Genomic DNA, 14,609 nt, shown 5'->3' on the forward strand with positions numbered 1-14,609 from the left:
GAACAGAGTCCCGGCCCCTTGTATGGCGTACCCGGAGTTCGCCTCAGCCCTTGGCGAAAAGCTTGTTCCAGCGGCGCTTGTCGCGGTTCTTCCAGCTTCCCCGGTGATAGGCGTCCGAGCCGATCAACGGCACTACCGTGGTGGCTTCGGCGAAGACCATCTGCTCATGCGTGGTCTGGACCTTGCCCCAGGAGGCGGCCTCTTTCAGCGTCGAAGATGAACAGGCCCCGTCGCGCACATCGGCGACGGTGATCTGGACCGCATAGCGGTGCATCTCGGCCTCGACGCCGAGGATCTCGGCGCAAACCACGGTGTCCTGGGCAAAATTCTTCGGCACGCCGCCACCGACCATGAACAGGCCGGTGACGCCCGCCGCGATCTTGATGTCGGTCAGTTCGCGGAAATCGGCCACGGCGTCGATCATCAGATAGGGTTGTTTGGCCGCAATCCGCTCCTTCTGGTGCTTGACCAGACCGAAGCCGGCCGAGGAGTCGACGAAGGCCGGGCAGAAGATCGGCACGCCCTCTTCATAGGCGGTCTGGATCAGCGACCCTTCCTTCTTGGCGTTCCCTTCAGACAGCCACTTGCCCATCTCCCAGATGAACTCGCGCGAGGAATAACCGCGCGGCTCCAGCCGGTTGCAGATCTCCAGAATGGTGTGATCGCAGGCCTGGAGCTCTTCCTCGTTGATATAGGTGTCGTAGATTCGGTCGATATAGTTATCGCGCAGGACGTTGTCGTCCACCTCGCCGGCGGCCTGGTAGTGTTTGAAGCCGAGGGCCTCGAAGAAGTCCATGTCGACAATCGAGGCCCCGGTGGCGACCACGGCGTCGATCATGCCGAATTTCACCATGTCGCGGTACACGTGCATGCAGCCGCCGGCCGAGGTGGAGCCGGCCAGGATCAGCCACGGTGAGCAGTCCTTGTCCTCGATGGCCATCGAGAAGATGTCGGCGGCGCGGGCCGTGTCACGGCTCGAGAACGACATCTTGCGCATGGCGTCGACGATCGGCCGCGCGTCGAAGCTGGTGATGTCGATGTGCTCGACCGTGTTCTGAAGCAGCTGGGCCTTGGTGTTGGACTGGACGGGTGCGGTCATCTCGCGGGGTTCCCTGGATTTGAGCGCCCGTCTGAAAACTGCAGCGGCCCGGACGGAGCGACGGGCCGCTGCTTGGTTAGATAGCTGAGGGACGCTTACGCGTCAGCCTGGGATCAGCGTTTACGCTTGCGTACGCCGGCCTTGCCCTTGGGGCGCGACAGGCGAACGATCTTGCGGGCCTGCTCTTCGGCCGTGGTGCGCACGGTCGGTATGGAGCGGGGTGCGAGGCCGTAGAGCGAGGCCATCGGGGCGTCCTCGACCATGGCCAGCTCATGCTCGCCATAGCCGTTGAAACCGGTCGACATGGCGACGCCATAGGCACCCAGCATGCCGATCTCGATGAAGTCGCCTTCACGGATATCGGCCGGCAGCCAGAACGGTCCGGGCATGTGATCGATCGAATCGCAGGTCGGTCCATAGAACTGGAACGGCTTGAGATCGCTCGCGGCCTCGGCATCGCGCACCAGCTTGACCGGGAAGGGCCAGCGCGAGTGCGTCGCATCGAACAGCGAACCATAGCTGCCGTCGTTCAGGTAAAGGGCGTCGCCCTTGCGCAGGTCGACACGGCACAGGACCGACGAGGACTCGGCGACCAGTGCCCGGCCGGGCTCGCACCACAGTTCGGTCGTCTCGGACACCGGCATGTCGTTGAAACCGCGGTGGATGGCGTCGGCGTATTCGCTCATGTCGGGCGGAACCATGCCCGGATAGACCGAGGGGAAACCGCCGCCGACATCGACGATGTCGACGAACACACCGGCGCGGCTGATCGAGCGTCCGACCTGGGCCATGGCGGCCTGGTAGGCGCTGGGGCGCATGCACTGGCTGCCGACGTGGAAGCTGACGCCCATCAGGCCGTCGACCACAGCGCGACGCGTAGCCAGCAGCAGGGCGGGGGCCTGGTCCGGCGTGACGCCGAACTTGCCCGACAGCGTGTAGGCAGCACCGTCGGTGGCGACGGCCATGCGCACGATCAGATTCAGGTCCTTGGCACCACCGGTGGCGTCGAGGATCTTCTCCAGCTCATCATGGCTGTCGAGTGCAAAGGTGCGCACGGCCAGATCGAAATAGGCGCGGGTGATGGCGTTGCGGCTCTTGACCGGATGCATGAAGGCCAGACGCGCGTCGGCGCTGACCGAACGCACCAGTTCGATCTCGGCGAGCGAGGCGACGTCGAACGCGTTGACGCCTTCCGCGACCAGGGTCTCGATGACCCAGCGCGAAGGGTTTGCCTTCACCGCATAGAAGACGTCCGCTTTCAGATTGTCCTGGAACCAGCGCGCCGCTACGGAAACCGAACGCGGCCGCACAAGTGCGACGGGACGCTCGGGGGACCGCTCACGGACCAGGTCCAGGGGAAATGGATACGTGCGCAATTCACGTAAACCCCTGTAATTGTTGAACCCAGCCGGCGTTAGCAGCGCAAGATCAGACCACGGGGTCCGCCGGAAAGGGCCATGTAGGGTCGTGAGGCCGGAAAGTAAAGCGGCGATTTTGTGTTTCAGGGCCGGAGTCGACCCTCTCACCCTGTATAGAACCCTCCGTGTGCCGGCGCGTTCCCGTTGTTCCGGGCCCGTCGGAAAGGCGGCGTCGGGGCAGGGGGAGAATGATGAATCGTTGGCTGTTTGTCTGGAGACGTACGACCCAGGAGTTATGGTTTCGCGCCGGGCTCTATGCGGTGTTCGGCGTCGTCGCGGCCTTGGCTGCGGTCGTGGCGGCCCCGCTGGTCCCGAGCGAAATGGCGGATCGCTTCGGCGGGGAGTCGGTCGAGCAGGTCCTGACCATCCTGGCGTCGAGTCTGCTGGCGGTCGCGACCTTTTCGCTCGGGGCGATGGTCACGGCCTATACCGCAGTCTCGAGCGCCGCCACGCCGCGCGTGGCCTCCCTGGTCACCGGCGACGACGCGACGCAGAAATCGCTCGCCACCTTCGTCGGGGCCTTTCTCTATGCCATCGTCGGGGTCACGGCGATCAACGCCCACTACTATGCGGCTGCGGGACGGGCGGTGCTCTTTCTCACCAGCCTGGCCGTAGTCGGCCTCGTCGCCTTCCGTCTGTTGGCCTGGATCAACCGCCTGTCCAGCCTGGCCCGGTTGGGACACATGATCGAACTCGTTGAGGAACGCGGCACCCGGGCTCTGCTTGAAGCGGCCGCCCGTCCGCATCTTGGGGGGCGGGCCGGGACCCTGGGGCCGCAGGCAATGGCCATCCTCAGTCCAAAGACGGGGTATGTCCAGAATGTGGATCCGGACCATCTGCAGCGCGCCGCCGAGACGGCCGGTGCCGATGTCGAGGTGGTAGCCGGTCCCGGCACCTTCGTGCGCCGCGGCGAGGTTCTGTGCCGCCTCGACCTGGCCGAGGCGAATGACGACCTGCAGGGCCGGTTCTGCGCCGCCTTCACCCTGGGACGATCACGGTCGTTTGATCAGGACCCCCGATTTGCCTTGACGGTCCTCGGGGAGATTGCGGGCAAGGCGCTGTCGCCCGGTGTCAACGACCCGGGAACCGCCGTCGAGATTGCGACCACCGGTGTGCGCTTGCTGGACGCGTGGTGCCAGGCCCGGGAGGCCGTGCCTGCAGAAGCGGAGGTGACGCATGATCGCCTGCGCGCCCGCCCCCTGCTGGAAGTCGACATGCTCGATGACGTCTTTGGCCCCCTGATCCGCTATGGAGCGGGCGATCTACTGGTGGCGACCCAGCTGCAGCTGGCGCTGAATTCACTCGGATCGGAGCAGGCCCCGTTGGGCCGTGCTGCAGCCCAGCTCGGCAAGGAGTCCCTGAAACGATCGATGGCGGCGCTGGGGTCTTCGCATGACCGGGCGCGGCTCAAGGCAATCATTCCCTGACTTCGATGCGTCGCACTGGACGAAATCGACGCCGCCGTGTCATTAAGACTTGCCGAAGCGCGTTTCGCGCGTCATGCGGCGCAGCCCTGCAACCGCCATCAGCGAGTCCATGAGCTCATCCGCCGCCGCCGTCGCTTCCGTGCGCGATGTGTCAAAGACCTTCGGTTCCCGCAAGGCGCTCAACGGTGTGTCCGTCGAGGTTGCCGCCGGAGAAATGGTCGCCCTGATCGGTCCTTCCGGTTCCGGCAAGTCGACGCTCCTGCGTTCAATCACCGGCCTGCAGAGCATTGATCCCGGCAAGGGCACGATCGAGGTGTTCGGCGAGGTGGTTCAGAAGAACGGTCACGTCACCGGCCGGGTTCGTGCCGCGCGCGGCAAGCTGGGCATGATCTTCCAGCAGTTCAATCTGGTCGGCAGACTGTCCCTGTTCTCCAACGTCATGCTGGGCTCATTGGGCCGTCTGCCGGGTTGGCGCTGCATGCTGGGTCTGTGGCCCGCTGCCGACAAGGCCACGGCCATGGCTGCCCTGCACAGGGTCGGCGTTGCCGACTACGCCGGACAGCGGGCGAATACCCTGTCGGGTGGCCAGCAACAGCGTGGGGCCATCGCTCGCGCCCTCGTCCAGGGCGCCAAGGCTATTCTCGCAGACGAGCCGGTCGCTTCCCTTGATCCCGTTTCCGCCCGCAAGGTCATGGAACTGCTGGTCGAGCTCAACAAACGCGACGGTCTCGGCGTGATCGTGACCCTGCACCAGGTCGATTATGCCATCCGCTATTGCGATCGGGTCATCGCCCTCCAGGAGGGCAAGATTGTGTATGACGGCCCGACGACGGGCCTCGACACCAACCGCCTTATCGACATCTACGGTCCCGAGTTTGAGGACGCGTTCTGGGAAGCCAAGGCATGACCCATACCCTGTTCACCCGCCGCCTGGCCGCTGTCGCCGGTGTTGCCGTCCTGGCCCTGGGCCTCGCGTCGTGCGGCAAGGGCGAAGACACGGCCGCAGGTGCACCGACGGAAATCACCTTCTCGATTCTGTCGGCCGAGGGCCAGGCGTCCTCGGGACCGCTGTGGCAACCGTTGCTTGACGACATGTCCAAGGCCATCGGTGTGCCGGTGAAGCCCTTCTTTGCCGGCAACTACAATGTTCTGATCGAGGCGATGCGCTTCAACCAGACCCAGGTCGCCTGGTTCTCGGCCAAGCCGGCCCTTGAGGCGGTCGACCGGGCCCAGGGCGAGGTGATCGCCCGCATCGTCGATCCGGAAGGGCGTGACAGCTATCAATCTACCCTGATCGTCAGGAAGGGCTCTGGCATCACGCTGGACAAGGTTCTGGCGTGCGGCAAGGTCTATGATTTCGGCATCGGTGACGCCCAGTCGACCTCGGGCACGCTCGCGCCCATGACATTCCTGTTCAATCCCCGCGGTATTCAGCCCGGTCAGTGCTTCAAGACCATGCGTTCGGCCAGCCACCAGGCCAACGCCTTTGCCGTGGCGACCGGCGTCGTGGATATCGCCACATCGAACACGATCAACACCATCTTCATGATGCGGGAAAACCCGCACCTGGCCAGCCAGCTGCAGGACATCTGGATCTCGCCGCCGATCCCGGAGTCCGGGATCGTGATCCGTGAGGACCTCGACCCGGTCCTCAAGGAGAAGATCCGCAGCTTCTTCCTGACCTACGGCCAGGGCGACGGCCCCGATGCCGAGCGTCAACGCCAGGTTCTCGCGACGCTGAACTATTCGATGTTCCGCGCCGCCGATGACGGCTACCTCGACCCCGTTCGCGAAATGATTGCGGACCAGCAGCTGTCCGAAGCCCGTGCCAAGGGTGACCAGACGGCCGTCACCGCCGCTGAACGCGCCCTGGCGGCCTTGCGCTCCAAGCGTGAGGTCCAACCTTGAGCGAGACCCCGAAAACCGCTGCCGCTGCGGCGGCTGTGGGCGGTCGGCCCGTGGGCGCGACCGGCGAGGTCCCGCGGCCACCGTCGAAATCGCTGTCGGCCTGGCTGATGGACCTGCTGTTGTGGGGCGGTATTGCCGTCGTGCTGCTGATCAGCTTCGACAAGGTCGACATGGCCAATCTGCCCAAGCTGGTCACCAACCAGGAAAGCATCCGGACCTACGGGCGGGAGCTACTGAAGCCCGACTTCAGCAATTGGCAGCATCTGGTCGGCCTGATGTGGCTGACTGTGCAGATTGCCCTGTGGGGTACCTTCATCGCCGTGTTTATCGCCGTGCCCCTGGGTCTGGCGGCGGCGCGTAATATCGCGCCGCCCTGGGTCGTCTGGCCGGTCCGGCGGGTCATGGACCTGCTGCGCTCCATTCCCGACCTGGTGATCGCCACCCTGTTCATTGTCGCCGTGGGCCTCGGCCCGCTGGCGGGTGTCCTGGCTTTGGCGCTCAATACCGGCGGCGTTCTGGCCAAGCTGTTCTCGGAGGCCGTGGAGTCGATCGACAAGGGCCCTGTCGAGGGCGTGCGCGCCACGGGGGCCACGCCCCTGCTCGAGATCGTCTGGGGTGTGATCCCGCAGGTGGCCCCGCTGTGGACCTCGTTCGCCCTCTACCGGTTCGAATCCAACAGCCGGGCGGCGACAGTCCTGGGTCTGATCGGGGCCGGTGGTATCGGCCAGCTGCTGTTCGAGGATATCCAGGGCTTCAAATACGCCGAGGTTTCGGCGATCGCGATCGTCATCGTCGTGGCGGTGACCCTGATCGACACCCTGTCGCAGATCATGCGCAAACGCTTGCTCTGAGTGTCACAAAGGCGCGCGCTGGCCGTCATATATGTCTGATCTAAGCCTGTCTGACATATAATGTTCGGAGAATTGATCATGACTTCCAAGCTTATGATGGCCGTCTCGGCCGTGGCCCTGCTCGCCGTGGCGGGTTGTGGAAACGGTGGCAGCGGTGGCGACGGGGCCCGCGCAGGCATCTGGGCAGCGGGTTCATCGACCGTCTTTCCGTTCGCGACCCGCGTGGCCGAGAATTTTGCCCGCGCCTCGAGCGGTGCTGCGCCTCGCGTGGAATCGCTGGGCACCGGCGGCGGCATTCAGGCGTTCTGCCAGGGCATCGGCCCGACCACGCCGGACATCGCCAATGCCTCGCGGCCAATGAAGGCCTCCGAGTTCGCGATGTGCCAGGCCAACGGCGTCACAGACATTGTAGAGCTGAAGGTCGGCTTTGACGGGATCGTCATCGCCACCGCGCGCGACGGCAACGGCTTCAACTTCCGTCTTCAGGACCTGTATCAGGGCCTGGCCAAGGAGGTGCCCGGCGGCGACGGTTTCGTTGCCAACCCCGCGACGACCTGGAACATGGTCAACCCTGCCCTTCCGAACCAGCGTATTCAGGTCTATGGCCCGCCGCCGACCTCCGGCACCCGCGACGCCTTCCTTGAACTGGGCATGGCGCCCGGTGCGGCCCTAATCCCGGCGTTGGCTGCGGTCAAGGCGTCTGACAAGGACCGCTTCGAGGTCCTGGCCCACACCCTGCGTGAGGACGGTTCCTGGATTGATGCCGGCGAAAACGACAACGCTATTGTTCAGACGCTGTCGCGCACACCGGGGTCGCTGGGCGTGTTCGGCTTCTCGTTCCTTGAGCAGAACATGGACACGGTGAAGGCCGAGACCATCGACGGTATCGCGCCGACTGTCGAAACCATCGCGGACGGCAGCTATCCGCTGGCCCGCAGCCTCTACATCTACGTCAAGAAGGCCCACATCGGCGTAACGCCGGGCCTGCAGCAGTTTGTGCAGGAGTTCATGTCGGAGGCTTCAGCCGGGCGTGGCGGCTATCTGCAGGATCGGGGACTGGTGCCGCTGCCGGTTGACCAGTTGGCTGCGCAGCGGGCCATTGCCGCGGCCATGACGCCGATGACCGCTCCGGCAAAATAGACGCCCCAAAAACGGACGGTGAACAGCGCCGCGGGCCTCTGGGTCCGCGGCGTTTTTCGTGTCGCCACCGGCACTGTCATCAAACCGCCGGACCCCTGTAACGCGGACGAAACACCAGCCTCGCATTTCGGTCACGCGATCCTCACCAACCCGTCGCCGGACTGGAAAAAAACCGTCGTCGGTGCCGGCTAAACCGGGACTGTAGCCGGTCGCGAAGCGCCGGACGGGGCAACCAACACAGGAGTCCGCTTGATGCGACATCACACCCTTACGGCGAGCGTCGCGCTCGTCCTCGCCACGGCGCTTGGGGGCGTCGCCCAGGCCCAGGATACTGCGCCGGCCACCACCATCACCTGGAAGGGCGCGCCGCAGTTTCAGTGGGGCGAGTTCACCTTCAAACCGCGCGGACGGGTCTATTTCGATTACGTCAGCCAGGACGTCGACCGCGCCACGGGCACGGATTTCAGCGCCTCGGAAAGCCGACTGCGCACCGCACGCCTCGGCGTTCAGGGCACCTACAGCGATCAATGGGCCTATGTCGCCGAGGTCAGTATCGGCAACGGCGAGGCCACCTGGGACGATCTGGCCCTGACGTATTCGCCGTCGGACCACACCGAAATCAAGGTCGGCAACTACAAGAGCCTGTCGCTCGAGAACCTTACCTCCTCGCGCTACACCACCTTCATGGAGCGCGGGCCATTCAACGACCTGATAGGTGCTGGCCGGGTCATGACCCTGTCGGCCCGTACCGGCGGCGACAACTGGTCGGTGACCGGCGGCATTCATGGCGATTCAATCAATGACACCTCGGTCGCCGGTGACGAACAGACCGGTGCCTTCGTGCGCGGCCATTTCGCCCCGGTCGTCAGCGATGACGTCAAGATCCACCTCGGGGCCTGGGCCCGGATGCGCGACCGTCACGACGACTCGGCCTTCCGCTATCGCGTGCGCAACAACACCAACTACGGCGACCGCTACACCGACGCCGGTTCGTCCCCGCTCGGGGCCGGAGACAAGGACACCACCTACGGGCTGGAAGCCGCCGGTGTGTGGCGCAGCGTCTCGCTCCAGGGTGAATGGGCCGGCGTCAACGCCGACCTGACCGGCGGCGGCAAGGCCGACGCGCGTGGCTACTACGTCATGGCTTCGTTCTTCCCGACAGGCGAGCAGCGCAACTACGACGCCGCCGATGGCAAGTTCGGCCGGGTCAAGATCCGCCGGCCTGTTACTCAGGGCGGCCCCGGCGCGGTCGAGCTGGCCGTGCGCTACGACAATGTCGACCTGACCGGGTTCGCAGGGGTCGCCACGGCGGGCCAGTACTCCGCCGTGACCCTCGGCGCGACCTGGTACCCGTTCCCTTACGTCCGCTTCATGGCCAACTACACCGACGCAAATAACGATGCCCAGGTGGCGACCGCCGACGTCGATGTGAAGACGCTGCAGCTCCGCGGTCAGTTCGACTTCTGAGCTGGTCCGCGTTCAACCTCGCACGGCGAGGTCACGCTCGAAAAGGCCCCGAACGGCTTACCGTTCGGGGCCTTTTGACGACAGGATCAGGCGGCGACCTTGCGGCGGAGGCGGGCGATGCGCCGCAGACGCCGCCAGAAGCGGCCGCGCTCGGGTTCGGGGTAGGGCTGCAGGTTTTCGACGAACTGTTCTGCCGAGGCGCGCCAGCTGAATTTCTCCGCATAGGCCCGTACGTCGGCACGATCACATTTCAGAGCCTCCAGGCAGGCGGCCTGCAGATCGTCGCCGATCGCGCCGGCACCCGAGCCGGGAATGATGTCGATCGGTCCGTGCGCGGGAAAGGCCGCGACAGGTGTGCCGGTGGCCATGGCTTCGAGGATCACCAGTCCAAAGGTGTCGGTCCAGCTGGGGAAGACGAAGACGTCGGCGTCCCGGAAACAACGCGCCAATTCCTCGCCGAACCGGGCTCCGAGGAATTTGGCCTCGGGATAGCGGGTCGCCAGGTCGGCGCGGGCGGGTCCGTCGCCGACGACGATCTTGGTGCCCGGAAGATCGATCTCGAGAAAGGCCTCGATGTTCTTTTCGACCGCCACGCGGCCGACGTTGAGGAAGAAGGGGCGGGGCCAGTCCTTGCCGCCCATTTCGTCGTAGATACGCGGCAGGTCCGGGTTGAACTGTTCGGTGTCGACGCCGCGCGACCACGGCGAGACGTTCCTGAAGCCGTGCTCGACCAGTTCGTCACGCAGGGTCGGGGTCGCCACCATCAACCGGCCGGACGGCTTGTGGAACCATTTCATATAGGCGTAGCCGACCTGGACCGGGATCGGGAAACGGGCCGAAACATATTCCGGGAATTTGGTGTGGTAGCTGGTGGTGAAGGGCAGCTTCCACTCGACACAGATCCGTCGGGTCGCGATGCCGATCGGCCCCTCGGTGGCAATGTGAACCGCTTCGGGTTCAAAGGCGCGCAGGCGTTCGCGAATCTCTTCCTCCGCGCCTAACGCCAGCCGGATCTCCGGATAGGTCGGGCAGGGAATTGTCTTGAACTGGTCGGGCCGGATGACCTCGACTTCATGGCCCATGGCGCGGCATTCAGCCACGGTCCGGGTCAGGGTGCGGACGACGCCATTGACCTGGGGTTCCCAGGCGTCGGTTGCCAGAACTATGCGCATGGACGGGCAGCGAGCTTTCACCATCAGCGAGGAGGACAGCCTTAGCCGCTCCTGAGGTCGATGGCGAGACTTCTGAACGAGTATGGCGTCGATCAGGTCCGACGGGGAAAGCCGCCGGCACGACTGAGTGCCGATGGCGCAGGTCGACCGAGCTTCTCGCCCATCCAGCCCGCCGCGGTGATCAGGGAATCCAGATCATAATCGGTCGAGAATCCCGCCCGCTCCAGCATGTAGACGAGGTCTTCCGTGGCGATATTGCCGGTGGCCCCGGGCGCGAACGGGCAGCCGCCGATGCCGCCGGCCGAGGCATCCAGCACATCGACTCCAGCCTCGACGCCGGCATAGGCATTGGCCAGGCCGGTATTGCGGGTGTCGTGGAAATGCAGACGCAGTCGCGCGTCCGGTGCCGCCTTACGGGCAGCCTCGATCACCCGCGTCACGGCCCACGGGTCACCGGCCCCTATGGTATCGGCAAGGGCGATCTCCTCGACCCCGAGCGCAGCGACCTGACCCACGAGATCGGCCACCTGTTCGACTGGGACCTCGCCCTCGAACGGGCAGCCCCAGACGCAGGACAGGGTGGCGGACAGGGATGGTGCAGCGCCGACCCGGCCGGCCGCGTTGTGACGCCGCCCGACGATGTCGCCGAGCATGGCCACCTGATCCTTTACCGTCAGACCCTGGTTCTTCAGCCCGAAGCCGTCGGTCACAGACAGGGAGACGTTGACCTCGTCCACGCTGGTTTCGAGGGCCCGGTCATAGCCGCGGCCGTTCAGCACCAGCCCGATACGGCTATGGCCGGCCCGAGGCGGCAGCAGGGCCATCACCTCTTCTGCCCCGGCCATCTGCGGCACATATCTGGGATGGACGAACGAAACGGCTTCGATCCGTCGTGCTCCGGCCGCTTCCAGCTTCTGTACGAACGCCGTTCGCACAGCGGGCTCGAACACCGTTGGCTCGTTCTGCAGACCGTCGCGCGGCCCGACTTCGACGATGGTAATGTGACGGCGGCTCATCGCCCGTCTCCGGTGGTGTCCGGCGCGCCGGGCGGCGCATAGACGGTCAGGCTGACGTCGTCGCCGTTGGAATAGTTGTGCCCGGTGACAACGCCGACCGCACGGCCGGTCACCCCGAGCCGGGCACTGGACTGGTGGAAGGCGTCGGCATCGTGAGCCTCGACGATGGCCGGACGGCCCTCGGCCAGCGCGCGCGCCGCACCGTCGGCGTCGGTCAGCTCGGTACTGCGGCCGGTCAGGAAGACGAAACTGGGCTCATGAAAGCCGGTAATGGCCACAGGACCGGTGATGCGGCCCTGTCGGGGGTGCAGGGCCGCGTGCTCGAGGGTGGCCTCCAGACGCGGCGCAACGGACAGCGGGCGCAGCTGGCGCAGGGTTCCCGCCAGGGCGGCGTGGGCGATGACGCCCAGCACGACCGAGGCGATAACGGCGGACGTGGCTGCGCGGTTCAGCAGCAGGAAGGCACCGATCGCCGCGGCTCCCGCGGTAAAGGCGATGGTCAGGGCGGCCCAGGTCTGGGCTGTCGATGTGCCGAATTCCGTCAGGCCGTACAGGGTGATGCCGATGATCAGGGTTGCCGCGAGGACCGTCAGAAGGGCCCCCACCCGTCTTGAAATTACGCCGATCGGCTGGGTCAGGGCGGCGGCAGCGAGCAGGGCTACGGCCCCGAAGGTCGGCAGGGTATAGTGCCATAGCTTGGTCGGGGCGGCTTCGAAGATCAGCCAGGCCGGGACCAGCCAGCAGACCATGAAGCGTACCGCGGGTTCGGACCGTCGATGCCAGGCCGTCGACAGGGCGGCAGGCAGCATCAGGGTCGCCGGAAAAAACAGCAGCGGGGCCAGAGCCAGATACATGCCCGGAAATCCGCCATGGCTTTCATGGGCCCCGGTCAATTTTGGCGCCAGGTCGCCCCCGATCGCCTCACGCCAGAACCCCCCGTCGGTGGCGATGGTGATGGCGATGGCCCACGGGCCCACGATCAGGGCCACCAGCGGCAGACCCCAACCCCAGCCGAGGCGACGCATCCACGACAGGTCCCGATCCCAGACCGAAAGGGCGATCATCGCCGGAACGATCACGATCAGGCCGATCGGACCCTTGATCAGAATCGACAGGCCCAGTCCCAGCCAGAACAGCAATTTATGCAGCCTCTGTGGAGGCTTGTCGGCCCGCGCCGCCATATAGATTCGGGCCAGGGCCGCCATCGACAGGGTGACGGCCCCGCATAGCATGGCGTCGGTCTTGGCGATGCCGGCTTCGGTGGACAGCAGGAAGGTGGCTCCCAGCAGAATCCCGCCCAGGAATCCCGCCCGCTGACCGAACAGGGCTGCGCCGGCCCAGGCACCGGCGGCTGCGGCCAGAATCGCGCCCAGCAGGGATGGAATGCGATAGGGGGCGATGTCGCGGTTCTCGACCTGGGAGGTCGTCGCGACGGCGACGGCCTGCATCCAGTAGATGCCCACCGGCTTTTTCCAGCGCGGCTCGTCCTGGAAGCGGATGTCGACATAGTCGCCGCTTTCCAGCATCTGCGACGTCGCCTGGGCATAGCGGCTCTCGTCACGGTCCAGCGGCGGCAGCAGCAGCAGACCGGGCAGGCCGGCGACCAGGGTCAGCAGCGCCGCCAACAGGGGGCCGCGCCAGCCGGCGATATGGTGATCCAGGTTCGGGCGCATCATGCCGTCATTCCTACCATGCTGTTTCGCGCGACGTCAGTCATCGTGAGCCTCCCGGCGGATGGCGACGCTTGTGCCAGCTTGTGGCTCCCGCCGGCCAGCAAACTCGGCTATTGAGCGACAATGACAAGCAAGGAAACGCCTGAAATCTCCGTCGTCGTGCCGGTACATGACGAGGCCGGTGCCGCCGGACCGCTGGCACGCGAGATTGCCGCGGCTTTCGCCGGGCGCGCCTATGAGATGATTTTCGTCGACGACGCCAGTCGCGACACGACCCTGGCCGAGCTTCAGGCATTGATGGGCGAGTTGCCTGCCCTGCGGGTACTCGGTCATGCCCGCAACGCCGGTCAGAGCCGGGCGGTCCGCAGCGGCGTGATGGTCGCACGCGGATCGATTATCGTTACCCTCGACGGCGACGGCCAGAACCCGCCGGCGGATGCACCGAAACTCGTCGACGCCCTGCTCGCGGCCCCGCCCTCGGTGGCCCTGGTCGGCGGCCGACGGGCTCGACGCCAGGATTCCCAGGCCAAGCGCCAAGCTTCGCTCTGGGCCAACCGCATTCGCAAGAAGCTGCTGCGGGACGATGCCGACGACACCGGCTGCGGGCTCAAGGCGTTTAGGCGCGAGATTTTTCTGCGTCTTCCCTATTTCGATCACATCCATCGCTACCTGCCGGCGCTGATCATCCGCGAAGGCTTCGAGAACCGGTATCTGGACGTCGATCACCGGCATCGGGAGACGGGACAATCGAAATATACCAACTGGGGGCGGCTGATGGCCTCCGTTTCGGACCTGATGGGGGTGATGTGGCTCAAGTCTCGGTCTCGACAGCCCGGTGTTGTTCGCGAAGTCGGGACATCCTGATCGTCTGACTCGCCTGCCGGGCGAAGTGGCGTAGCCGCCGGGAGCGAACGAGGGTATTCGTCGTTAACAAGCGCGGCCATTCGACCGGCCGCCTGTCGAGGACCAAACCATGCTGATCGCCCTGCCGCTGCTGCTGATACCCGTCGTCATCTACAACATCGTCGTGCTGTCAGGCATGATGGGCAGTTCCGGTGCCCTTCAGGCGGACGCCGTGCTGCGCGACCCGATCTTCTCGATTCCGATGACTTCAGGCGCGAACTGGGACGTCGGCGTCGGCGATCTGATCCTGTTCATGGCGTTGATCATGCTGTTCTTCGAACTGCTGAAGTCGACCTCGAGCCAGAAGGTGGCGATCATCAATCACGCGCTGTCGATGATCCTGTTCGTCGCCTGCCTGGTCGAGTTCCTGCTGATCAAGGGCTTTGCCACATCGACCTTCTTCCTGATCGTGGTGATGGTCATGCTGGATGTGCTGGCCGGATTCATCGTCACCATCATCGCGGCCCGCAAGGATCTGGATTTCGGCGGCGGCTGACGCCGTTCGTCGCCTAGCTGAAAGCGGTGAAGATCAGGG

General features: G+C 65.3%; 13 protein-coding genes. 8 read left to right on the top strand and 5 right to left on the bottom strand.

The window, feature by feature from the left end:
* Positions 1-43 precede the first annotated feature (43 nt).
* Both AAC067_RS07120 and AAC067_RS07125 read right to left on the bottom strand, forming a co-directional pair.
* Complete coding sequence (locus AAC067_RS07120) at positions 44-1,099, bottom strand: deoxyhypusine synthase (RefSeq protein ID WP_339930965.1); 1,056 nt, start codon at positions 1,097-1,099, stop codon at positions 44-46.
* A 113-nt stretch (positions 1,100-1,212) separates the two neighbouring features.
* Positions 1,213-2,475 carry a type III PLP-dependent enzyme gene (locus tag AAC067_RS07125; protein WP_339930967.1) on the bottom strand — a complete coding sequence of 421 codons (1,263 nt, stop codon included), beginning with the start codon at positions 2,473-2,475 and terminating at the stop codon, positions 1,213-1,215.
* 230 nt (positions 2,476-2,705) lie between these two features.
* On the opposite strand from AAC067_RS07125, the gene AAC067_RS07130 reads away from it, so the two are divergent.
* From AAC067_RS07130 to AAC067_RS07155, 6 genes are all read left to right on the top strand, one after another.
* Complete coding sequence (locus AAC067_RS07130; RefSeq protein ID WP_339930969.1) at positions 2,706-3,944, top strand: DUF2254 domain-containing protein; 1,239 nt, start codon at positions 2,706-2,708, stop codon at positions 3,942-3,944.
* A 109-nt stretch (positions 3,945-4,053) separates the two neighbouring features.
* The gene (gene phnC, locus AAC067_RS07135; RefSeq protein WP_339930971.1) at positions 4,054-4,851 is read left to right on the top strand and encodes a phosphonate ABC transporter ATP-binding protein; all 798 of its coding nucleotides are present in this window, start codon (positions 4,054-4,056) and stop codon (positions 4,849-4,851) included.
* Entirely contained in the window at positions 4,848-5,852 is a 1,005-nt protein-coding gene (phnD, locus tag AAC067_RS07140; protein WP_339930972.1) for a phosphate/phosphite/phosphonate ABC transporter substrate-binding protein, read from the top strand. The genes phnC and phnD overlap by 4 nt, the downstream gene beginning before the upstream one ends.
* A 107-nt stretch (positions 5,853-5,959) precedes the next feature.
* Positions 5,960-6,703, top strand: a complete 744-nt coding sequence (phnE, locus tag AAC067_RS07145) for a phosphonate ABC transporter, permease protein PhnE (RefSeq protein WP_339931711.1) — start codon at positions 5,960-5,962, stop codon at positions 6,701-6,703.
* 78 nt (positions 6,704-6,781) lie between these two features.
* A complete protein-coding gene (locus AAC067_RS07150) occupies positions 6,782-7,843 on the top strand; it encodes a substrate-binding domain-containing protein (protein WP_339930974.1) in 1,062 nt (353 codons plus the stop codon).
* A gap of 252 nt (positions 7,844-8,095) precedes the next feature.
* Positions 8,096-9,310 carry a porin gene (locus AAC067_RS07155; protein ID WP_339930976.1) on the top strand — a complete coding sequence of 405 codons (1,215 nt, stop codon included), beginning with the start codon at positions 8,096-8,098 and terminating at the stop codon, positions 9,308-9,310.
* 86 nt (positions 9,311-9,396) lie between these two features.
* On the opposite strand, the gene AAC067_RS07160 is transcribed toward AAC067_RS07155, so the two are convergent.
* The 3 genes from AAC067_RS07160 to AAC067_RS07170 all read right to left on the bottom strand — a co-directional run bounded on the left by AAC067_RS07160 (position 9,397) and on the right by AAC067_RS07170 (position 13,174).
* A complete protein-coding gene (locus AAC067_RS07160; RefSeq protein WP_339930978.1) occupies positions 9,397-10,482 on the bottom strand; it encodes a glycosyltransferase family 1 protein in 1,086 nt (361 codons plus the stop codon).
* Between the two features lie 92 nt (positions 10,483-10,574).
* Entirely contained in the window at positions 10,575-11,498 is a 924-nt protein-coding gene (locus AAC067_RS07165) for a hydroxymethylglutaryl-CoA lyase (RefSeq protein WP_339930980.1), read from the bottom strand.
* Complete coding sequence (locus AAC067_RS07170) at positions 11,495-13,174, bottom strand: glycosyltransferase family 39 protein (RefSeq protein ID WP_339930982.1); 1,680 nt, start codon at positions 13,172-13,174, stop codon at positions 11,495-11,497. The genes AAC067_RS07165 and AAC067_RS07170 overlap by 4 nt, the downstream gene beginning before the upstream one ends.
* Positions 13,175-13,294: 120 nt before the next feature.
* Between AAC067_RS07170 and AAC067_RS07175 the strand changes: the two genes are divergently transcribed.
* Positions 13,295-14,035: a glycosyltransferase gene (locus AAC067_RS07175; protein WP_339930984.1), complete on the top strand. Its 741-nt coding sequence runs from the start codon at positions 13,295-13,297 to the stop codon at positions 14,033-14,035.
* Between the two features lie 109 nt (positions 14,036-14,144).
* A complete protein-coding gene (locus AAC067_RS07180) occupies positions 14,145-14,570 on the top strand; it encodes a hypothetical protein (RefSeq protein ID WP_339930985.1) in 426 nt (141 codons plus the stop codon).
* Positions 14,571-14,609 lie beyond the last annotated feature (39 nt).

It is taken from the genome of uncultured Brevundimonas sp., assembly GCF_963977465.1.
Taxonomy (GTDB): Bacteria; Pseudomonadota; Alphaproteobacteria; order Caulobacterales; family Caulobacteraceae; genus Brevundimonas.

Excerpts from the sequence above, each read along its gene's own strand:
- AAC067_RS07150 (WP_339930974.1), top strand. The coding sequence starts at position 6,782 with ATGACTTCCAAGCTTATGATGGCCGTCTCGGCCGTGGCCCTGCTCGCC.
- AAC067_RS07180 (WP_339930985.1), top strand. The coding sequence starts at position 14,145 with ATGCTGATCGCCCTGCCGCTGCTGCTGATACCCGTCGTCATCTACAAC.
- phnE (WP_339931711.1), top strand. The coding sequence starts at position 5,960 with ATGGACCTGCTGTTGTGGGGCGGTATTGCCGTCGTGCTGCTGATCAGC.
- phnC (WP_339930971.1), top strand. The coding sequence starts at position 4,054 with ATGAGCTCATCCGCCGCCGCCGTCGCTTCCGTGCGCGATGTGTCAAAG.
- AAC067_RS07175 (WP_339930984.1), top strand. The coding sequence starts at position 13,295 with ATGACAAGCAAGGAAACGCCTGAAATCTCCGTCGTCGTGCCGGTACAT.
- AAC067_RS07130 (WP_339930969.1), top strand. The coding sequence starts at position 2,706 with ATGATGAATCGTTGGCTGTTTGTCTGGAGACGTACGACCCAGGAGTTA.
- AAC067_RS07120 (WP_339930965.1), bottom strand. The coding sequence starts at position 1,099 with ATGACCGCACCCGTCCAGTCCAACACCAAGGCCCAGCTGCTTCAGAAC.
- AAC067_RS07170 (WP_339930982.1), bottom strand. The coding sequence starts at position 13,174 with ATGATGCGCCCGAACCTGGATCACCATATCGCCGGCTGGCGCGGCCCC.
- phnD (WP_339930972.1), top strand. The coding sequence starts at position 4,848 with ATGACCCATACCCTGTTCACCCGCCGCCTGGCCGCTGTCGCCGGTGTT.
- AAC067_RS07155 (WP_339930976.1), top strand. The coding sequence starts at position 8,096 with ATGCGACATCACACCCTTACGGCGAGCGTCGCGCTCGTCCTCGCCACG.
- AAC067_RS07160 (WP_339930978.1), bottom strand. The coding sequence starts at position 10,482 with ATGCGCATAGTTCTGGCAACCGACGCCTGGGAACCCCAGGTCAATGGC.
- AAC067_RS07165 (WP_339930980.1), bottom strand. The coding sequence starts at position 11,498 with ATGAGCCGCCGTCACATTACCATCGTCGAAGTCGGGCCGCGCGACGGT.